The organism is Vibrio amylolyticus, assembly GCF_023145695.1.
GTDB classification, from domain to species: domain Bacteria; phylum Pseudomonadota; class Gammaproteobacteria; order Enterobacterales; family Vibrionaceae; genus Vibrio; species Vibrio amylolyticus.
In genome coordinates this window covers 245686-267286 of sequence record NZ_JAJHVV010000003.1, presented here as the reverse complement: position 1 = coordinate 267286, position 21601 = coordinate 245686, and the positions used below count along the sequence as shown (strand labels likewise).

At 43.1% G+C, this 21601-nt stretch carries 19 protein-coding genes; 11 read left to right on the top strand and 8 right to left on the bottom strand.

Annotated features, from left to right (window positions below; all coding sequences use genetic code 11):
- The first annotated feature begins 94 nt into the window (after positions 1–94).
- The 5 genes from KP803_RS06295 to KP803_RS06275 are packed head-to-tail and all read left to right on the top strand — an operon-like array spanning position 95 to position 5327.
- Entirely contained in the window at positions 95–1714 is a 1620-nt protein-coding gene (locus tag KP803_RS06295; RefSeq protein WP_248007996.1) for an ABC transporter substrate-binding protein, read from the top strand.
- Entirely contained in the window at positions 1714–2676 is a 963-nt protein-coding gene (locus KP803_RS06290) for an ABC transporter permease (protein ID WP_248007995.1), read from the top strand. The genes KP803_RS06295 and KP803_RS06290 overlap by 1 nt, the downstream gene beginning before the upstream one ends.
- Entirely contained in the window at positions 2663–3550 is an 888-nt protein-coding gene (sapC, locus tag KP803_RS06285) for a putrescine export ABC transporter permease SapC (RefSeq protein ID WP_248007994.1), read from the top strand. Before KP803_RS06290 ends, sapC begins: the two co-directional genes overlap by 14 nt.
- Positions 3550–4545 (top strand): peptide ABC transporter ATP-binding protein, encoded by a 996-nt coding sequence (locus KP803_RS06280; protein WP_248007993.1) that lies wholly within the window; start codon positions 3550–3552, stop codon positions 4543–4545. Before sapC ends, KP803_RS06280 begins: the two co-directional genes overlap by 1 nt.
- Positions 4542–5327: a peptide ABC transporter ATP-binding protein gene (locus KP803_RS06275; RefSeq protein WP_248007992.1), complete on the top strand. Its 786-nt coding sequence runs from the start codon at positions 4542–4544 to the stop codon at positions 5325–5327. The genes KP803_RS06280 and KP803_RS06275 overlap by 4 nt, the downstream gene beginning before the upstream one ends.
- Positions 5328–5387: 60 nt before the next feature.
- Here the strand turns inward: KP803_RS06275 and KP803_RS06270 are convergent, their stop codons facing one another.
- A complete protein-coding gene (locus KP803_RS06270) occupies positions 5388–5777 on the bottom strand; it encodes a DUF2750 domain-containing protein (protein ID WP_248007991.1) in 390 nt (129 codons plus the stop codon).
- A gap of 94 nt (positions 5778–5871) precedes the next feature.
- A complete protein-coding gene (locus tag KP803_RS06265; protein WP_248007990.1) occupies positions 5872–6777 on the bottom strand; it encodes a manganese-dependent inorganic pyrophosphatase in 906 nt (301 codons plus the stop codon).
- Positions 6778–6984: 207 nt separating this feature from the next.
- On the opposite strand from KP803_RS06265, the gene KP803_RS06260 reads away from it, so the two are divergent.
- Together KP803_RS06260 and KP803_RS06255 are read left to right on the top strand one after the other, a co-directional pair.
- Positions 6985–7710 carry a transporter substrate-binding domain-containing protein gene (locus KP803_RS06260; protein WP_248007989.1) on the top strand — a complete coding sequence of 242 codons (726 nt, stop codon included), beginning with the start codon at positions 6985–6987 and terminating at the stop codon, positions 7708–7710.
- Between the two features lie 81 nt (positions 7711–7791).
- Entirely contained in the window at positions 7792–9012 is a 1221-nt protein-coding gene (locus tag KP803_RS06255; RefSeq protein WP_248007988.1) for a putative manganese transporter, read from the top strand.
- 36 nt (positions 9013–9048) lie between these two features.
- Here the strand turns inward: KP803_RS06255 and KP803_RS06250 are convergent, their stop codons facing one another.
- The 4 genes from KP803_RS06250 to torE all read right to left on the bottom strand — a co-directional run bounded on the left by KP803_RS06250 (position 9049) and on the right by torE (position 14817).
- Positions 9049–10788 carry a glycoside hydrolase family 36 protein gene (locus KP803_RS06250; RefSeq protein WP_248007987.1) on the bottom strand — a complete coding sequence of 580 codons (1740 nt, stop codon included), beginning with the start codon at positions 10786–10788 and terminating at the stop codon, positions 9049–9051.
- Between the two features lie 134 nt (positions 10789–10922).
- Entirely contained in the window at positions 10923–13385 is a 2463-nt protein-coding gene (gene torA, locus KP803_RS06245) for a trimethylamine-N-oxide reductase TorA (RefSeq protein ID WP_248007986.1), read from the bottom strand.
- Positions 13386–13408: 23 nt separating this feature from the next.
- Positions 13409–14590 (bottom strand): pentaheme c-type cytochrome TorC, encoded by a 1182-nt coding sequence (gene torC / locus KP803_RS06240; protein ID WP_248007985.1) that lies wholly within the window; start codon positions 14588–14590, stop codon positions 13409–13411.
- 50 nt (positions 14591–14640) lie between these two features.
- Positions 14641–14817, bottom strand: coding sequence for a trimethylamine N-oxide reductase system protein TorE (gene torE, locus KP803_RS06235; protein ID WP_248007984.1), 177 nt, complete (start codon positions 14815–14817; stop codon positions 14641–14643).
- A 400-nt stretch (positions 14818–15217) separates the two neighbouring features.
- Here torE and KP803_RS06230 point away from each other — a divergent pair, with 400 nt between their 5' ends.
- On the top strand, positions 15218–16006 hold the full coding sequence (locus tag KP803_RS06230; protein WP_248007983.1) for an ABC transporter permease: 789 nt from the start codon (positions 15218–15220) through the stop codon (positions 16004–16006).
- Between the two features lie 148 nt (positions 16007–16154).
- Here KP803_RS06230 and focA read toward each other — a convergent pair whose 3' ends face one another.
- Positions 16155–16997, bottom strand: coding sequence for a formate transporter FocA (gene focA, locus KP803_RS06225; protein WP_248007982.1), 843 nt, complete (start codon positions 16995–16997; stop codon positions 16155–16157).
- Between the two features lie 333 nt (positions 16998–17330).
- Between focA and KP803_RS06220 the strand changes: the two genes are divergently transcribed.
- Genes KP803_RS06220 through KP803_RS06210 form a run of 3 tightly spaced genes read left to right on the top strand, consistent with a single transcriptional unit; the run spans position 17331 to position 19146 of the window.
- Positions 17331–17564 (top strand): TIGR02647 family protein, encoded by a 234-nt coding sequence (locus KP803_RS06220; protein ID WP_248007981.1) that lies wholly within the window; start codon positions 17331–17333, stop codon positions 17562–17564.
- Positions 17565–17592: 28 nt separating this feature from the next.
- Positions 17593–18465: an NAD(P)H-binding protein gene (locus tag KP803_RS06215; RefSeq protein ID WP_248007980.1), complete on the top strand. Its 873-nt coding sequence runs from the start codon at positions 17593–17595 to the stop codon at positions 18463–18465.
- A 36-nt stretch (positions 18466–18501) separates the two neighbouring features.
- Entirely contained in the window at positions 18502–19146 is a 645-nt protein-coding gene (locus tag KP803_RS06210) for a YdcF family protein (protein WP_248008107.1), read from the top strand.
- 168 nt (positions 19147–19314) lie between these two features.
- On the opposite strand, the gene clpA is transcribed toward KP803_RS06210, so the two are convergent.
- A complete protein-coding gene (gene clpA / locus KP803_RS06205; protein WP_248007979.1) occupies positions 19315–21582 on the bottom strand; it encodes an ATP-dependent Clp protease ATP-binding subunit ClpA in 2268 nt (755 codons plus the stop codon).
- Positions 21583–21601 lie beyond the last annotated feature (19 nt).

Sequence of the window (21601 nt, the reverse complement as noted above, 5' to 3'; positions counted from 1 at the left end):
GTTGGTTTGAGTCAATAAAAAATGGTAAATTGTTAAGATCTTACGGCAAATCATCGACATTAAATTGCCTTATTACCTCAACAAAGTTCTTTCTATGAAAGCTTTCTTACGACTTACATTTGGTTTCTTCAGCTTAAGCTTGTTAATTGGCTGCGGAGAAGACGTTGATCACGATAAAATCAGACAAAGCGGTTTTATTTTCTGTGGGCAAGGCAGTCTAACGACATTGAACCCGCAGCTTGTGGACAGTGGTATTACCTCTGAAGCCTTGAGCCCACAAGTATTTGATACTTTAGTGACGCTTCATCCAAAAACCCACCAACCAACTCCAAGTATCGCTTCTACTTGGTCTGTGAATAAATCACGTACCGAGTATATTTTTGATCTCAAAAAGAACGTTCAATTTCAAAGTACTCATTGGTTTACGCCTAGCCGAGCATTAAACGCAGACGATGTCGCCTTTAGTTTTCGTCGTATTATCGACCCTACTCACCCATACCATTATGTTGGGAATGCACAATACCCATGGTTTACCGGTATCGATTTCCACAACCTTCTAGTCGATGTACAAGCGTTGTCCGATCATAAAGTAAAGTTCACATTAAGCCGCCCTGATAATACGTTCTTATCAAATATTGCGACCAGCCACGCGGTCATTCACTCACTCGAATACGCAACAGAGCTAGAAAAGAACGACAATAAGCACCAAATAGATACGCTACCAATAGGTACTGGCCCCTTCTATTTTGATGAGCACCAAGTTAATGATTTAGTTCGTCTTAGAAGACACAATGAATATTGGAATGGCCCAGCTAAGCTTGAACAAGTTGTCTTTGACATTTCTCACCGAGGTACAGGGACATTTGCGAAGTTGCTTCGTAACGAATGTGACGTATTAAGCTCTCCGCTTTCGAGCCAAATTCCCATTATTCAACAGCAGGAATCGTTGGTGTTAACCGCTAAGCCCGCCATAAATGTCGCTTATATTGCCGTTAATACACTTCATCCAGCCCTAACCGATGTTCGAGTTCGTAAAGCACTCAACTTTTCAATAAATAGACAAAATATTCTCGATTCTGTCTATTATGGCACCGGCTCTTTAGCCTATACAATTTTGCCACCCACTTCATGGGCTTATCAAAAAGACAGCATTCAAATTCGTTATGACCGTAACTATGCCATTGCATTGCTTCGTGAAGCCGGCTATGAATCCGGGCTTGAGCTAACGATGGCAGTACCACTCGAGAGCAAGGCCTACAATCCAAGTCCGAGAAAAACGGCGGAACTGATTCAGGCAAACCTCGCTGATATTGGTATTACACTTCGCTTGATCACTGAAGATCGATTCAACCGCAGTGACGCAAGTAAGAAAAGTAACATCGACCTCTTCTTAACAGGGTGGTTTGGCGTGACTGGCGATCCTGACGGTTTTCTAAGACCTTTGCTCTCTTGTGACTCTGAACGAGCGGGACTCAACATGTCGATGTGGTGTAACCCTGACTTTGATTTCTTACTCGACTTAGCCCTTGAAGTAGACAAGCCACGATATCGAACAAACTTGTACAAACAAGCCCAAAATATTTTGAATGAAGAATTCCCAGTCATACCGATAGCTCATGGCATGCAATTTCATGTCTATCATAACTCATTAAAAGGACTTAAATTCAGCCCTTTTAATGTACCGCCGTTTAATGAAGTAGAGAGGGTGCGATAATGTTTTTATATACCCTTCGTCGGCTCAATCTATTTTTCATTACCTTACTATTGTTAACCATCATTGGATTTAGCATCGTGCGACTCGATTCTTTATCCCCGTGGGCTCATCTGGATTTTTGGAGTGGTTGGTTTAGTTATTTGGGCGAGCTGTCAAAACTAAACTTTGGTGTTAATCGAAATGGCGTAGAGATCATTGATGAATTGATCGTTGTGTTCCCCGCGACGATAGAGCTTTGTCTCATCGCCTTTTTAATTGCCATGTTTATTGGAATTCCCCTTGGAACCATTGCAGGGATGAGACAAGGAAAGTGGGTTGACACCATCATTTCTTTCACGTCTATGACTGGCTATTCAGCACCACTTTTCTGGGTCGCACTCATTCTTATTATGGTGTTCTCTTTACACTACCAAGTGCTGCCTATTTCAGGCCGATATGATCTGCTTTATCAGGTTGAACATGTTACTGGCTTTGCACTCATCGATGCCTTTTTCGTAGAAGGAAAATACCGAGCACATACCGTACAAAGTGTTCTAGAACACATGATTTTGCCATGTTTGGTTCTCGCTCTTGCTCCAACAACTCAAGTTATTCGTCTAATGAGAACCTCTGTGGCGGAAGTCATGACACAAAACTACATCCGAGCCGCTCGAATCAAAGGTCTATCCATCTTTGAGATCGTCATACAGCATGTTTTAAGAAATGCTATCCCTCCAATTATTCCAAAGATTGGCGTTCAGCTTTCCAGTATGCTCACCCTCGCCATAATTACCGAATCCATCTTTAACTGGCCTGGAATCGGGCGTTGGTTACTCGACGCGCTAGCTAACCAAGATTATGCGGCCATTCAAGCTGGTGTAATGGTCGTTGCTACACTTGTCTTAACCGCGAATATTGTCTCTGATTTATTCGGTGCGATGATAAACCCACTGGTGAGAAAGGATTGGTATGCTAACAAATAACGTTTATCAGGAAGAGCATATTCCCACTCAGTTTGAGCGTTTTTGGCGAAGCTTTCGTTCAAATAACCTCGCTATGTTTGGCCTGTGGTGTTTGATTCTGCTGCTGTTAATTACAATAGCCGCTCCGTTTATTACGCCGCACGACCCACAAGCTCAGTCGAGCCACCTTTTAATTCCACCTTCTTGGAATCCATCCGGAACCGTAGAGTATTTTTTAGGTACTGATGATTTAGGACGAGACATCCTTTCTAGACTGATAAAAGGTTCTCAACTAACGTTTGGCTCGGCCATCATTATTACGCTCATTGCCGCTTTGATTGGTTGTGTTATTGGGATTCTAGCGGGAATGACTAAAGGACTACTTTCAAGTACGTTAAATCACCTACTTGATACCATAATGTCGATTCCTTCACTGCTCCTTGCGATTATTTTTGTGGCGTTCCTAGGTTTTGGCGAATTCAATATTCTGTTGGCGATTTGTCTCGCGCTTATTCCACGGTTTATACGCTCCGTTTATATCGCTGTGCACAATGAGATCGAGAAAGATTATATTATGGCGGCACGGCTTGATGGTGCGAACGACTTCTATCTGCTTTGGAACTCTATATTGCCCAATATTCTTATTGTTATCGCCACCGAATTAACCTTCGCACTCTCAATTGCCATACTCGATATTACAGCGCTTGGTTTTCTAGGGTTAGGCGCACAAGCACCGAGCTCTGAATGGGGGGCGATTCTAGGTGATTCCGTCGAGCTTATCTACTTAGCACCATGGACAGTAACCTTACCGGGCTTAGCCATTATGGTCGCAGTAGTTATTGTCAATTTAGTCGGTGAAGGCGTTCAAGATGCGCTTAATGCGGGGACTGAATAATGCCCTTACTCGATATTCGTCATTTAACGATTGAAATCGACACGCCTCAAGGGCTTGTTAAAGCTGTAGATCGTATGAGTTTGACCCTAAATGAGGGTGAAATACGCGGTTTAGTAGGTGAATCAGGTTCAGGCAAAAGTCTTGTTGCGAAAGCCATTATTGGTGTTTGTAAAGAGAACTGGAACGTTACCGCAGATAGAATGCGTTACGGCAACATCGACCTATTGCAATTGACTCCGAGAGAGAGGCGTAAAGTGATCGCTCGTGAAATTGCGATGATATTTCAAGAGCCTTCCACTTGTCTTGACCCGTCAGAGAAAGTAGGCAATCAACTCATTGAATCCATTCCTTCAAAGTCCTTTACCGGGAGGTGGTGGGAACGATTGAAATGGCGTAAGAAGCAAGCTCAAGCGTTACTGCATAAAGTAGGTATTAAAGACCACAAAAGCCTGATGGAAAGCTACCCTTATGAGCTTACCGATGGAGAGTGTCAAAAGGTAATGATTGCGATGGCTATAGCGACCAAGCCCAAAATCCTAATCGCAGATGAACCCACCAATGACCTTGACCCTATTACTCAATCTCAGATTTTACGCTTATTAAGCCGAATGAATCAGGTTAATAACACAACTATCCTACTTGTAGGACATGACTTGACCACGATTACACAGTGGGCAAGCCGTATTACCGTCATGTATTGTGGTCAATCTGTAGAGTCTGCAAGCACGAAGAAAATCATGTGTGCGCCAAAGCACCCTTATACAGCTGCACTGCTTAAGGCGGTTCCTGACTTTAGTGACTGGATTCCTCATAAACAAAAACTGCAGTCTCTACCGGGTTCAATTCCTCCACTCCAACACTTACCAATTGGCTGTCGACTTGGCCCTAGGTGCCCTTATGCACAGAAGCAATGTGTCGAAATGCCACAGAGCCAAAGAGTTAAGCAACATAAATTTGCTTGTCACTTCCCTCTCAACATGGAGAAAAAGTCATGAGTTCTTTATTAGAAGTCAATGGACTTAAAAAGGACTTTGTGACTCGCTCAGGGTTCTTTAACAAGAAAATTCAACATGCCGTTAAGCCTGTCAGCTTTTCACTGGATGCCGGGCAGACTATCGGATTTATCGGAAAAAATGGTTCCGGTAAGTCAACATTAGCTCGAATGCTGTCAGGTATGGTAGAGCCCACGGCTGGTACTATCAGAGTTAATGGGGAGTTACTCGAACATAAAGATTACACAACACGTTGTAAGCTCATACGGATGATCTTCCAAGACCCTAATACCTCTTTAAACCCTAGAATTCAGGTTGGACGTATTTTAGAAGGGCCACTAAAGAGAAATACTAATATGCCGCCTGAAGCGCGCATGAAGCGAGTTAAAGAGACGCTAAGGCGTGTAGGCCTACTTCCTGAGCACGCGTATTTTTACCCTCAAATGCTCGCTACAGGTCAAAAACAACGTGTTTGCTTAGCTAGGGCGCTTATCCTCCAACCATCAATTATCGTCGCTGACGAAGCACTGAATGGTTTAGATATGGCAATGAGATCACAAATCATTAATCTTTTTCTAGAGCTTCAAGAAGAGATGGGGGTGTCGTTTGTCTATGTATCCCAACATATTGGGATCATTAAGCATATTACCGATAAGATAATGGTCATGCATGAAGGGAGTGTTGTTGAATCGGGGGATACGCAAAAAGTACTTGGTAACCCGCAACATCAGATAACTCAGCGCATGATCGAAAGCCACTTTAATAAAGCGCCTTGTTTTAAGTAATTAAAATATCACGGAGAACACAAGTTATGCGTTCTCCGTGATAAAAACTTTCAGCTTTTACTAACGCTTCGCAGCCTGTTTCTTCAGTTCGAAATCAAACTCATCAGGGAAGACGATAACGCCCTCTTCTTTCTCATTTGGAAATACTACGATCGAAAGCTCGTCATCTTCCAACCCTTGCGTCCAGCGGCTATGCCACTTATTGATTGAAATCGATTCAGCTTTACACTCTTTCCAATCGTCTGTTGCCCAAGCCGTTGCGAACTCTTCGTTCGGCCATACTGGTACACAATCGTCTTCTTCTGTATTCAACATCACACAACCATGTTCATCGGTCAGGATCCAGACTTGTCGATTCGATACGATCTCTTTGATGCAATAGTTAAAACGTTTCTCATCGTTATAGCTGTTGATCGTCGAGATTTGATCGGCGCTTAGAGCTGTCGTCATATTTTATTCCTCAGCTTTACTTTACTAATTTTGTTTTTAGCAATAAAAACGCCCACAGAAAAAATCTGCGGGCGCCTAATTTTATCGAATTCGATTACACTAATTCAGCTTGTAGCCAAGGCCAGCCTTGCTTCTTACGACTTAGTGTATTTTCCATCATTAGGAAGCCATCTTTTTCATGCTTCACTAATTTCTCAGCCCACTCACCTTTGTAAAGAAGACGAGTTTGAGCCGTTGTGATGTCAGTTAACATAACAGCAGCGAAAGCTAGGCCATCTTTCTCACAACGAGCTTCAAGGTCTGCTTCAAGTGCTTCAATCATGCCATCAACTTGATCTAGAGTTGCTAATTCAACTTGACCAACAACAACGTCACGACCGTTGAATGGGTAGCCTTTAAGGTCTTTCTCTACTAATTCAGCAGCAGATAAGCCTTCAATGTTCGTTTTTGCAATCAGAAGATCTTTAATGAATGCATCAACATCTTGTACGTCAGCGATTTCTGCAAGCTCAGCAACTGCATCTTTATCTTTTTGAGTACAGGTTGGAGAAGCAAAGCCTACTGTGTCAGAAAGGATTGCTGACATCATTAGCTTAGCGATCTGTTGAGAGATTGAGTGACCTTCAATCTTAAACATGTTGAATAGAACTGTGTTTGTACAACCGACAGGCCAGATCCAAGCTTCCATTGGGTTAACTGTCATCACATCACCTAGACGGTGGTGATCAACAATACCTAGAATCTCAGCATCTGCTACATCGTCAGGTGCTTGAGCTAGATCAGAGTAGTCTACTAGCCAGATCTTTTCACCAGCGACAGATGTGCGTAATTCTGGAGATTCAGCATCAGCAACTTCTAGAATATGTTGAGTTTCGCGGTTAATTTCACCTTGGCGAATTGGCATCGCTTCAAGGCCACGAGACTTTAGTAGCTCAGTTGCTACTAGCGCACTACAAATACTATCACTATCTGGGTTCTTATGACCGACAACTAGAATCATCTTTCTTCCTGTACATTTAGTTTATTCACCCTTCATTGGGTGAGATTGCTCACAAAGGCGTTACTTTACCTGAATTTTAGAATTTGTCATTCCTTAACCGCTTAAACCCCGAGTGATTCCACTTTGTACTTCGTTGCAAATCGTATCATTTATCCGTCAAACGTTTATTTTATCGTCTAAACTAAGAAGGTTTTCAAGGAGATCTCTATGACAGTGCGTCTAATTTTACTGGCTCTTTGTTTTATTTCATTTAGTTCTCTCGCTTCCAATAAAGTCATCTTCGCAACCCAAGCTATTTGGCCTCCTTATGTGTTCAATAATCCTAATTCAGGATTAGCTGTGGATATTGTAAAGGCAGCCTACGAATCCCAAGGCTATCACCTCGATTTGCAAGTCAAACCATGGTTAAGGGCCTTGAAAGAGGTTAATACCAAGCATAAAGATGCACTCATATCAATCTGGTGGGCAGACTCTCGTACCGAGAATTTAGCATTTAGCGTGCCTTACCTTTTGGTGCAGTTAAAGTTTATTGTTTTGAAAGAAAACAAATTTCACTATTCAGGCCTATCATCACTCAATGGGATGAAAGTAGGCGTCATTGAAGATCATGGATACGATACTGAATTTACTCAATCAACGGACTTTAGACGTATCGCCGAGCCTAATCTAGAAACAAACATTCGCAAACTGAAAGCAAAAAGAGTAGATACAATACTCGCTGATGAACGAGCCGCTAGGTACACCATTAAAACGCTAGGTTTAGACATTGACGATTTTCATTTTGTTGACCTTAGTTTGATCATTAAACCGATTCACCTTGCTATCAGTAAACAACACCCTGATAAGGATAGGTTGCTGGTTACGTTCATGATTGGCCTACATACAATAAAGCAAAATGGCATTTACGATTCGCTATTGGAAAAGTACTACTAACGCTGTATTTCCAAAAACACAGTTGATAATGATTATCATTTGCATATAATGAGAATTATTATCAACTACTGGGCCTTTGCCATGAATACTTCTAGCGCTCTTATTAAATACCCCTCTTGGCTCTCTAGCTCTCAATTTCGTCTGGCTTATAAACGGCTCATACTACCTATCGCTCTTATTGCTCTGATCGCATCAAGCACGACCAGAGAAATCACCGTGACTACGTTATCCGACGCGTTCTGGGCTGTCTCTTGCTATGTTGCATTCACCCTTGCGATTTACCATTACCTATCAAGCTATATGAGTAAAGGAAATGCGCTTGTTAAGCTTTACGCTCGCTCTCGTACCCACCAAGTGTTCTTTGCCTCACTACTAGGTGCCCTACCCGGTTGTGGTGGTGCAATCGTCGTGACGACACAATTCATAAGTGGTCGCGTTGGTTTCGGAGCAATCGTTGCTGTTTTAACCTCAACAATGGGAGATGCCGCCTTCCTTCTACTTGCTAGTAAGCCAGATGTGGGGTTCAGTGTCATCTTGCTCGGAATTGCGGTTGGATGTCTGTCTGGCTGGGTAGTTAATAAATTTCATGCTGATGACTTTTTGAGACCGAAGGTATCAGACTCAGACGATGTGGCTGTTTGTTCAGGAGAGGTAGAAATACAGCGGTTAAATACAAACACCATTGAGAAAAAAGCAATTAACTTACAAGGGATATTTTGGAAACTGTTACTGATTCCGGCTATTGCCATTGCAGCTCTTGGCTCTTTTCAAGTCGACATTAATGAGTTGTTTTCACTTCCTTCAATGACCATCGAATGGCTAGGAACCGGATTGATTCTATTAAGTATGTTCTTGTGGTCGTTAACCAAAGAGCTTAAAGATTATCAATCGACGGTTTCTGAGGATCAAAAGTATTCAGGCTCTCACCCTATTCAAAAAGCCGCGCAAGATACAAACTTCGTTACCGCATGGGTTATTGTTGCTTTCCTCTTTTTTGAACTTACAACCTTCTTTGCTGAGATTGATATCTCTCAATTGGTTTCGGGTTGGGGGATGTGGATGCCATTGGTTGGACTGGCCGTCGGAATACTACCCGGCTGTGGGCCGCAGATACTGATCACCAGCCTATATATTTCAGGTACAGTACCGTTATCAACACAGTTGGCCAATTCAATTTCAAATGACGGTGACGCCCTATTCCCAGCAATAGCGCTAGCCCCTAAAGCAGCGCTGGTTGCTACGCTCTATTCCGTCATTCCCGCTTTCTTTGTCGGTTATGGCTACTACTTCTTATTTGAGTAACGCCAATTTCTCTCTCAATACTACAAAGTAGTGCGATTAACTTGCCGTAATAATCGCCCTACTGCTTAACCCTTTTTCTAAACTGACTTCAAGAAGCAGAACGGGTTCTGGAGTCAGTTTCTGCCCTGTCCAATAATCGTACCAATAAACGGGCCGGTTTGAAGTGAGCGTTATGTCTTTTTCATCGTCTTGGTAGTTAAACAAGCAATGAAGATCATTTCTCGCTGTAATGGGCAGAAACGCATGAGATAAGGACAGTGATGTAAATTTTGCCGCGTGCTGATTGTGTTTCTGTCGCAGCACCAATTTTGTCAGGCTCGACTTAGCAAACGGCGTGATCTCAGGTAAAGGGTCACCTGAAAGTAAAAGCCCACCACTAGCCAATAGCGCCGTTCGATGAAACTCATAATATTGGCGTTCTGTAGATTGATTCGCCAGTGAAACAAAAGTCGCGCAGTCTGGATCGATATGCCATAACTTACGATGCTGCCAACTTCGGAAAAATGTCTCTTTTGCTATTTGATTAAAACGATCTGGCGAACGTTCCACATCATCCGAAACTCTCATCGCGTCGACTAAACCGAGAGACGGCCACATTGGCGCATTACAGCCTAAGACCCAAGCATCGCCTGCTCCTTTAGTAATAGCTTCCATACCCATCCGATACGCTTGCACACCCGTCACACCAGATTGAAAGCGTTGGCCTCTTAAACATCCCCAGTAATTGGCATCAAGTTTAAACAGTTCAACACCCCACTCTTCTCTCATGGTTCGTATGACCGACGTTAAATGTTCTTGCACTTCTGGGTTCGACGCATCCAGAATATACCATGGAGTACAGCGCCATCCGCCGTAGGTTATATCTTCAGCCTTTAATAGCTCACCCGAACCATGCCTAACAAACCACTCAGGGTGTTGCTTAAAGACCTGAGATTCCGCTTGTGCAATAAAAGGGGCGATCCAAATAGCCGGCTTTTTCCCTTGTTTCAAGATATCCTGAATTAGAGGTTTTATACCGCCAGAGAATTTTTTTGATGGTGTTAGCCAGTCTCCCATGAACGCTTGATAGCCATCGTCCAATAGCACCCACTCTAGGTACTGTAGGTCGTCTTGCATCGACAAAAGATTGCGTCGAATATTGTCTTCAGTTACATCCGCATAGTAGGCGTACCATGAGCACCAACCTATTGGAGATTTTTGATGCAAAGTATTTTTAACGGGATGATGGGTAGAAATTAACTGGGTGTATTCTTCAAACAGCAGAGACAACGATGGGCCACTTAATACCGCAACAGATTCTAGTCTCTGGCTATCCCATTCTAATGGGTAGGTATTTTCTCCATCGATATTAGCGACAATCTTACGCTGTTCCTCTTCTTCAACAATAATGAAGTAGCCTGCGAAGCGGTGACAACTCGTGAAGCCAAGCAGGGTGTAACCTGTCGACTCCTCGATAACTAAATAGTTGTAATAACGTTTAACATCGGTTTGAGGGTAAATACGATAACTTGAATCATTATCTGAGCATCGCCCGATATCTGTAGGATCATCGCAGTTGCCCGATGTTTGCGAGAGCATTTGAAAGCCATCACCCACTAAGGTTGCGGATAGTTCAAAATCAAAGGGCATGGTGAACAGGCGGTATTCAGTCGGTATCTCGTTGTTGTGTATACCGATAAAGCGAAATGTTAGCTCTTGATTGGCGAGTGAAACCGACAAGTCTTTGTTCAATACCGATACTTCACGATGACAAGCCAATGTAATAAGTTGTGGCATAGTGACGACTTAGCCTCTCTCGTTGTCGTGATAAGACCTCTCATCACCAATCAAAATTACTATCTACTTGGATTTTAATACAAAAATGCCAATCCTGTTGGATTGGCATTCAATTATTTCGGTTCTGTAAGCAATTAACTCACTTCAATCGGCCCACCGAACGACGTTACTGGTGGTACTTTACCAGTGAACTTCTCGAAGTCGACTTGACAGGTATTCGCTGACGTTGCCTGAGCAAGCTCTGACGTTGGAATATCCTGAGTCAATGTATTCGGATCACCATAAGTATCCAGCGCACCTACTTTCTCGTTCATTGGGCCATACCAAGCCCCCTCTTCGATACGAACAACGCCTGGTGCGTAGCTATCCATTAATACTGCGCCCGCTAACAACTGACCTCGGTCATTGAAGACTCGAACTATATCACCATCTTTAATGCCTTTTTTCTTCGCATCAGTCGGGTTGATATAAATAGGCTCACGGCCTTTCACAGTATAAGTAGCACGGAACTCTTCCGATTCACACATCTGTGAGTGCAAGCGCTTGTCTGGGTGACATGATTGCAGCCAGTAAGGGTGTTTATCTGAACCTGGACCGCCATGTGAACGCTCTGATTTTTCAAACCACATCGGGTGATTCTGACACTTTTCATATCCCATATTACCGATGGTACGGCTAGAGATCTCGATAAAGCCAGATGGTGTACCTAATGCATTGATTTCTGGGTCTTCACGGAATGCAGCATGACGCGTCCATGGTTTTCCTTTACCAAAGTCAAGGAAGCCTTTTTCCCAAAACTCGTCAAACTCAGGCATTTCAAATGCGCCTTCATTCGCTTTGCGGCAATCATCGTACAAAGAGCGTACCCATTGCATTTCATCCATACCACGTGTGTAGTCATCATGACGGCCCCAACGGCGAGTTAGGTTTCTCATGATGTCAAAGTCAGATTTTGACTGGAACAGTGGGTCCACCAACTTCTGCATTGCGATTAAACCACGACCTGAGTATGAACCATAGCCATCGATATCGTTACGTTCCCACTGCGTACAGGCAGGAAGTACAATATCAGAGTGACGACACGTTGCTGTCCACGCAAAGTCTACGGCAACAACCGTTTGCAGTGCTTTAAACGCTTTACGCATCTTGTTGCGGTCTTGGTGGTGATGCCAAGGGTTATTACCACTAAACACCATCATCTTGATGTCTGGCAGTGTCACTGTCGAACCATTGGATTTGATCTTTTTACCTGGCTCTATCAAGCTATCTACCCAGCGAGCAACAGGGATAACTCGGCTATAACCATTAAAGTCATTGTTCGTGTACTTAGGCTGTTGTCCTTGATCGATATTCAGCGGGAACGAACCCGGTGCGCCGAAACCAGTCGAAGAGACACCGATACCAGAATAATGGTGACCGTAAGAGATACCACCGCCCGGTAGACCAATCTGACCTACCATTGCTGCGAGTACTGCACACATCCAGTATGGTTGCTCACCGTGCTCTTGGCGTTGAATACTCCAACCCACCATAATTTGAGTACGGCCATTAACCAACATATGTGCGAATTCACGGATTTTCTCAGGGCTAGCACCACAAATCTTCGCTGCCCATTCCGGTGTTTTTTCAACTTTATCTTTCGTTTCGCCTTGTACGTACTGAATAAAGTCATCAAAACCTAAGCAGTAAGTATCAATGAACTTTTGATCATGTAAGCCTTCGTTATAAAGGACATGAGCAACACCCAGCATGAAAGGAACATCAGTTTGCGGGTTAATGTACATCTGATCGCTATCAAGGAAGCGGCCTGTTTTATTTTGAACAGGGTCAACAGAAATGACATTAATCTCTTTTTTCGCGACTTTTTCTTTTAGCTGCTCTAGATATTCAAATGACTCATGCGTTTCACAGTTCCAGCCAACCTGAAGGTTTTTAACTGGATCGTTACCCCACATGATGATGTTGTCACTGTTCTCTAAAATCAGTTCCCAAGACGTGCCTTGAGCATAAACTTCCGTTGAACCCAATACGTAAGGAAGAATTGTTTGACCAGCACCCGTAGAGTAGTCACCAATTTTCTTCACAGAATTACCATGCAAACCCATTGCACGCATCATATGGTTAGTACAGCTGTGGAACTGACCCGTTTGACGCCAACCAGTTTGACCTGTATGGAGAGCCCAAGGACCATAATCTTTCTGTACACGCTCTAGTTCGCGATAAACAAGATCGAGTGCTTCATCCCATGTAACACGTACAAAACGATTATTACCACGTGTGTCGGCACTGTATTTATGCTTCTTCAGCCAATCAAGACGTACCATTGGGTAACGAACGCGTGAAGGACTATAGATGATCCCTTTAATACCGTTAATCATCTCGGTTGGGTGCTTATCAAGCTCTAGCGGTTTAATCTCTTGTACTTTACCCGCATAAACTCGAGCTCGGAACGCCCCCCAGTGAGAACCAGAAACACGCCAAGTACCTTCTGTTTCAGCCGCCATTGCAGACGTTGAGGCCAGCAAGCTCGGGCCGATAACAGAAGCTGCACTCGTTGTTGCGACGCCTTTTAGAAAACTTCTTCTTGAAATTGCCATTTTAATACTCCAATTGACGTCGATTAGTGGTGATCATCAGAAAAATCTGAAGAGTGCTTCTGTAGGTACTTAAGCACAAGGGCTTCTGTATCTGTATCGAAGTTTACGAACGCGATCATACCATCAAGCATACCTACCCAACCGTTAGCACTAAAGTGTGCTTCTTCAGGCTGTGAGTGACACGTTGAACAGTTACTTGTGTAAGCACCTTCAGCAGCGCTCCAGATTGGCGTGAAGTCTGAAACCATTGACTCTTTCTTCATCCAAAGTGATAGGCTCACTTCTTCCCAAGGTAGACCCGTTAGCTCATCTTCTTTCTTCTCACCAACGGTAATGACGTCGCTTTGAGACACTTCACGAGTAAGAATGGCTGTAGAGATGTTCATACCGAAATCTTCTTGAATAACTCGACCAAAGCCTTTTGCTTTACGCCAGCCATCAATCTGAATCTCAATCATATCGCCGCGCTCAGCAATAATTGAAACTTCACTTGCAGGGCTAAGTAGGCCCGCTTCTGTTTCTGCAGTTTGATCGGTGTAAAGTGGTAAGTGACGAATCGAAATGACATCGCTACCATTCGAGTAACGAGTACTATTCGCTATTTGCTCTAGATCACCTACGATACCGCTTGCTGCTGCCATATCTTGTGGTAAGTGGTGTGCAATACCTTTATGACAATCAACACAACTTTGGTCACGTTCTGCGGCTTGCTTCATTTGAATACGTGCCGTTGGTGACATTTGCTCAAAGTCCATCGACTCGTAAGCGTGACAGTTTTTACATTCTAGTGATCCATTTGCCGAGAATCGATCCCACTCATGACGAGCTAACTCAAGTCGACGAGCTTCAAATTTCTCAGGCGTACCCAGGTCACCAAATATTTGAGCGAAAACTTCTTTAGACGCTTGCATCTTACGCGCTATTTTTGCCGTCCATTCATGTGGAACGTGACAGTCAGGACAAGTTGCTCGAACACCTGAGCTATTTTTCCAGTGCGCCGTTTCTTGCAGTTCAACGTACACATTTTCACTCATGGTATGACAGCCAATACAGAACTCTTCCGTATTGGTCGCTTCTAAGGCTGTATTGAATCCACCCCAAAAGATCACACCAGCAATGAAACCGCCCATTGTCAGCACACCTAGGCTGATATGGACTGCAGGGCGAGTCATGGTCCGCCACAGTTTAGTAATCGTAGATTTCATGTTTTGCTCTCTTAAAATTCTAATCAAAAGTTGGTTGCGAGGTTTTATCGTTAGCCGTGAACACCAGGAGGTCCAAGGAAAAAGACTTGAAGCATCCAAACAATGAATCCATAGCCACCTACGAAGGCGACACTTAAGACTGGAAAGAGGATTACCGTAATAAATAGGAATGACTTCCACTCCATCGTGCGTTTTTCGACGCCTTGATTGCTATTAACATCACTCATACATTTACCTGCATTTTATTCGTTAATTTTTAGTTGCTCGGTTTTAGACTGACTTAAAACCTACTTTTGTTATGGGCAATTTTAGTCGATATTTTTGCTCCAATTCAACGAGAACGGCCCTTTATCTTCGATTAATCAACACTTTCTTGCGCTCATCCAGAGATGTGATTGATTAACAATCCATGTATAAAATTATGAACAAATATGACAACTTGTACATGTTGCGATCAAGTTAATTTTACACAATGCGATTACATTATTACTTTTGGGATGCAAAAATCGGTGAGGTTTGGGGGATTGGGAAGACTGGTTTAGGCTATCGGAGAGATGAAAGATGTCTTAACGGAATACGAGTTGATGGTTCTGATGTACAATCATTGGGAATTCTTAGGAGCGACACATGGACTCAATCGTTGATATAACGCTTTGGCATCTCACACTATTTAGTACGATACTCATGATTCCATTTGCGATTAACCACTACTATCGCTTAGCGCTTGGAAAAGAGATAACGATCGCTATAGGTCGAATGTCGTTGCAGCTGATGGCCATCGGTCTTTATCTTGAGTACTTGTTTTATTTGAACAGCCTGCTGATAAACTTAGTGTGGATTGGTTTAATGATCCTGATTGGAACACTGTCGATCATTAACAAAGCAAAACTGCCCTATCGCAATTTATTCGCGCCTGTATTCACAGGCCTCTTTATCGGTTTATTACCTCTCTTGGTACTTATTTGTCTTACTTTGATTCAACCGACTCCTCTGTATAACGCTCAATATCTTATTCCATTGGCAGGAATGCTTCTTGGCAATAGTCTCAGTGGGAATATTGTCGCATTACAGAATCTCTTTTCAGCTTATGAAGACCGTAAATCAGAATACGAAGGCGCTATCTCATTAGGTGCTTCGCCTGTCTATGCGTCAATGCCTTTTTTTAGAGAAGCGATACAAAAGTCGTTTGCCCCGATCCTCGCTTCAATGGTAACCACAGGGCTCGTCACTCTACCAGGCATGATGACCGGGCAAATACTGGGTGGTGTGGCGCCGTTCGTCGCGATTAAATATCAACTGATGATAATGATAGCGATTTTCGTCATGATGAGTATATCCGTCACACTTTCCCTTAGGCTGACCTTAAATAAAGCCATTAACCCGCAAGGACGTGTCTTAGTGAGTAAGGCGAAATAACGTTCATCGAATATAGCACCTTACAGAGAAATTACTCAATTCAGTGGGTTAGAAACACTTTATCCACAGAAAATGTGGATAACCTGAACTTTGAATATGAAACTCTCACCCTATTGCATACTTCATTCATCTTCTTCGAAAGAATCGTTTAATCTCTCAAATAGATCAGCCAGTACCACATTCCAACAAAAACACCGCCACCAATGATATTCCCTATTGTCACGGGAAGCAGATTATTGACGATAAAATCAACCAAATTAAGATCAGCGTAATCGGCGATACTGGCCCCCGTTATCTGCCAAAACTCCGTAGGAGCGAAGGTTTTAATCCCGATTGCTAACGGAACTTGGAACATATTAGCGATACAGTGTTCAAACCCTGCAGAAACAAACATGGCAACCGGTAGGATCATCACTATGATTTTATCCGTGAGTGTTCTTCCGCTAAATGTCATCCACACAGCAATACAAACTAGGACATTACACATAATGCCGAGCGCGATCGCTTGAAAAAAACCATGGTGCATTTTGTGCTGAGAGATAGCCATGGCATTGAGCCCGACCTGACCGCCATCAAACATGTATTGCTTGGTGATCAACATACAGATAACCAGCAAAATGGCACCGACGAGATTCCCTAAATAAACCACACCCCAGTGTTTAATCAGCATCAGCCAAGAAATTTTACCTCCTGCTTTCGCCACTAGCGTTAACACAGAGCTAGTGAATAACTCTCCTCCAGTAATAATGACTAAGATAAGCCCTAAACTAAAAGCAAGCCCTCCAATCAATCTCACTATGCCCCACGCCATGTCTTCGGTACCTGTTGTTACCGTTGTATAAAAGACAAAAGCGATACCAATATGGATGCCAGCGGAGATCGCCAGTAAAAATGATTTCATCGGATCTTTTGTCGCTTTTCCAACACCGATTTCAGCGGCACGCTCCGCCATTTGTGGCGGTAAAAGAGAGTCAAATTGATTTAGGTTCATTGTGGTTATAATTTGTTACATTTAAGAGGGGCTGAATATTCCTCCTAATTCCTTATCTATTCAAGGGATAATTTTAATAGTAACGAAATTTATTGATAAAGAGATCTAGAGCGAGACCTTTCTAGGTGCGAAACTTTTCATCGAGATGGAGCCTAGTCAGAAACGACCAAAGATTACGAGGAAGTTACACAGTAAGAATTTTACATTGGCGTAACCTCATATTGAATAAAAATAAGCCAATTTGGTTCTATATAACACTTCTTACCATCGTTGTTTGCAGTGCTAGGAATGCTTGCTTAATGTGTAGCAAAGAGCACGATAAAGGATAATATGATGAAATACTCTCAAGAACACTTAGCCGAACTTAACCTTCTCCTTCAGTTTGATATCAGTAGCTCAGCAACTGGAATCAAAGTTCATCAAGATGCCTCTGAAGATGTGCAAAGTGCAGTTAGCCGTTTATACGAAAAAGGGCTATGCACTCAACCTGATGGCGGGTATCTCACTGACGAGGGAATTGAAACAGCAGAGAAAGTAGATAAGGTTATCCGCGTACTTAACGCTTAATATCAAACCAGCGGCATATTAAAAGTCGATGAAAAATATAACCATTATTGGAGCGGGCTGGCTCGGTCAACCTCTCGCCACAACGCTCCTTTCTAAAGGCTACCGTGTTTTCGCCAGTAAAACGTCTCAAGCCAATTGCCAATCACTCCATCAGCTTGGCATTAAGGCGTTTCAATGCAACTTACTTCACCCTAAAACTCTCGAAACTGATCTAATAGAGCAGCAACCAGATATTGTCATTGGCTGTTTTCCTCCCGGTTTCCGCCGTGGGCTGACCGATGAATACCAATTGATGTGGAAATCGATCACACAAGCAGCCCTAAACTCCAAAGTCAAAAAGATCATTATGATCAATTCGACGGCCGTCTATCCTTCAACATTACCTGATTTAGCACTACCTGAATTAATAATGACAGAGGAAAAAGCCAGCTATAGTCTCGCTCTCGAGAACAGCCAATTTACGGACAATGCTAAAGTATTACTACGTGCAGAGAAGCACATTATTGACTCTGGAATCGACTTTTCTATTCTTCGTTTTAGTGGATTAATTGGACCAAATCGACACCCGGCTCGTTTTGTCAGTAAGTTAAAGCAAATCAGTCAATCGGCTCCGGCTAACATGCTTCATCTAGATGATGCAATAGGTTCCGTTATCTTCGCCATTGAACAATTAGATAACCAGATCGTTAATGTCACGACACCGGATGTTATGTCTAAGCAGCAGTTTTATCAGATGGCTTTAGAAAGTGCCAACCTTCCCTCTTCACTGCTACCAAGTGTTGTCGATTTGCCTGATAAAAAGATCGAGACAACTAAGCTTGTCGCGGCAGGCTACCAGTACCAATATCAAACGCTAAAGCAAGCGCTCAACGCAATCCAATTTGACCTACCACTTGTTTAACCTAATTTTAAGCGTCTATCTATGACAATCAGTAATGTGCAAAAAAGACTCTACCAACACTTAGAAACGTTATGGGCCTATATGCAAATGGGACATAAGCCTGCAGCCTCTGACATCATTTTCGTATTATGCAGCAACGACCTGCGTGTCGCCTCACATGCTGCCGATCTGTATCATCAAGGGCTTGGTTCAATTATCTTGTTTTCAGGCGGTATAGGGCGGTTCACAGACGGTCTGTTCGAAACAAGTGAGGCGGAGGCCTTTGGATCTATCGCAAAGGATTGTGGCGTGCCGTCTGAGGCGATTTTTTTAGAAACCAAAGCGACCAATACTGGCGAGAACATCACGTGTGGTTACGACGTAATCAAGCAGCTTGGTCTACCACATCAAAAAATTCTTTTGGTTCAAAAGCCATTTATGGAAAGACGAAGCTACGCCACGTTCATGCAACAGTGGCCTGTTTCTTGTGACCAAGTTTTAGTCAGTTCTTCAGGTGAAAACCTTTTTGATTACATCAGTGAAGAAATGCCCTTAGATATGGTGATCCTGGCATTGATGGAAGACTATGAGCGAATTAAAAAATACCCCGACCTAGGGTTTCAAACCGAACAAGTCATTCCAGACGACGTTGAGCTCTCTTATCAATATTTAATAAAGCACTACGTATCAAAACACAAATAATGCCGCAAATAATGTGCAAATAACACTCCAATAACGCGGTCGTCGTTATGGGTAAACCTACGGTTCTTATCCTGAAAAAGAAAAACCAGAGCTAAATGCTCTGGTTTTTTATAGTGCTTAAAAAGACTTAACGGTAGATGGTGACATCAACACATCCAGCTAAATCGATTAATGAAGTGCTTCTTCTTTCTCGGCTAGGTAGTTAAATGAGATAGCGTCTTTCTTCAAACCAACTTTCACCGTCCCGCCGTTCACCAATGAACCAAACAACAGTTCATTCGCTAATGGTTTCTTCAATTGCTCTTGGATGACACGTCCCATAGGACGGGCTCCCATCGCTTTATCGTAACCTTTAGCCGCTAACCAGTGTCGAGCGTCTTCAGAGACTTCTAAAGACACGCCACGAGCATCGAGCTGCGCTTGAAGCTCGACAATAAACTTATCAACGACTTGGTGAATAACCTCTTCATCTAAGCTATTAAACCAAATAATGTTATCTAAACGGTTTCTAAACTCTGGCGTGAAGACTTTCTTAATAACCGCCATCGCATCAGGCGCATTATCTTGCTGAATCAGACCAATCGATTTTCTTTCAGTTTCCTGAACACCGGCATTGGTCGTCATGACTAAAATAACATTTCTGAAATCCGCTTTTCGTCCATTGTTATCTGTTAAGGTTCCGTTATCCATCACCTGCAGAAGTAGGTTAAAGATATCTGGATGCGCTTTCTCAATTTCATCGAGTAAAACAACGGCATGTGGGTGCTTAAGAACCGCGTCAGTTAGTAGTCCGCCTTGGTCATAGCCAACATAACCTGGAGGTGCACCGATCAAACGACTCACAGAGTGACGCTCACCGTATTCAGACATATCGAATCTAAGTAGCTCAATACCCATCAGTTTTGATAGCTGTACGGTCACTTCTGTTTTACCAACGCCAGTTGGACCGGCAAATAAGAATGAACCGACTGGCTTGTTATCAGCGCCAAGCCCTGCACGAGTTAACTTAATCGCCTCGCTCAGTACATCGATAGCTGGGTCTTGCCCAAATACCAACATCTTCATCTTATCATCGAGGTTTTGCAGAATATCTTTATCTGACGATGATACTGACTTCTCAGGAATACGTGCCATTTTTGCAACCATAGACTCAATATCGGCAACACCAACGGTTTTCTTACGTCGACTTGCAGGGGCTAAACGACTACGCGCGCCGGCCTCATCGATAACATCTATCGCTTTGTCAGGTAGGTGACGCTCATTAATGTATTTGGCTGAAAGCTCTACTGCAGCTCGAAGTGCTTTATTGGTATAACGCACTTCATGGTGAGCTTCATATTTTGGTTTCAGGCCAATAAGAATTTTGGTTGTATCATCAAGTGAAGGCTCTACAACATCAATTTTTTGGAAACGGCGAGAAAGCGCTCGCTCCTTTTCAAAAATGTTGCTGTATTCTTGATAAGTCGTCGAACCGATACAACGAAGCTTGCCGCTGCTGAGTAGCGGCTTAATTAAATTCGCTGCGTCAACTTGACCGCCTGATGCCGCCCCTGCGCCGATGATGGTATGTACTTCATCGATAAACAGAATCGCGTCATCTTCTTTTTCTAGCTGTTTTAAAATCGCTTTAAAGCGTTTCTCGAAATCACCACGATATTTGGTGCCCGCAAGCAGTGAGCCAATATCTAATGAATAAATAACGCTGTCTTGAATGACCTCAGGTACTTGCCCTTCAACAATTCTCCACGCCAAGCCTTCGGCAATCGCCGTTTTACCCACACCCGCTTCACCAACAAGTAGAGGGTTATTTTTTCTGCGTCGACATAGCACTTGAATAGTACGCTCAAGTTCTTTGTCACGACCAATTAATGGATCGATATGACCTTGCTTCGCCACTTGATTCAAGTTGGTTGCAAAGCTTTCTAGACGCTCTTCAGAGTTTGGTTCTTCCGCGTTTTCAGAGCCAAAAGATTCAGAAGAGGAATCATCATTTGAGCTAGAAGATTTAGTAATGCCATGAGAGATGAAGTTCACGATATCGAGTCGGCTGATATCATTTTTCTTCAAGAGGTAAGCAGCATGAGATTCTTGTTCGCTAAATATCGCAACGAGAACATTTGCTCCAGTAACTTCACTGCGTCCTGAAGACTGAACATGGAAAACGGCGCGTTGAAGTACTCGTTGAAAACTTAAAGTAGGTTGTGTTTCGCGAGTTTCATCATTTTCAGGAATAAGAGGTGTGGTTTGATCAATGAATATATCGAGCTCTTGCCTCAATGATTCGAGGTCAGCCTGACACGCAGACAACGCCTCTTTCGCTGCATCATTCTCTAATAATGCAAGTAGGAGGTGTTCGACAGTCATAAATTCATGTCGTTTATCTCGGGCACGAGCAAATGCACCATTTAGACTCGTCTCTAATTCTTTATTAAGCATAAGTACCTCCTAAAAGAAC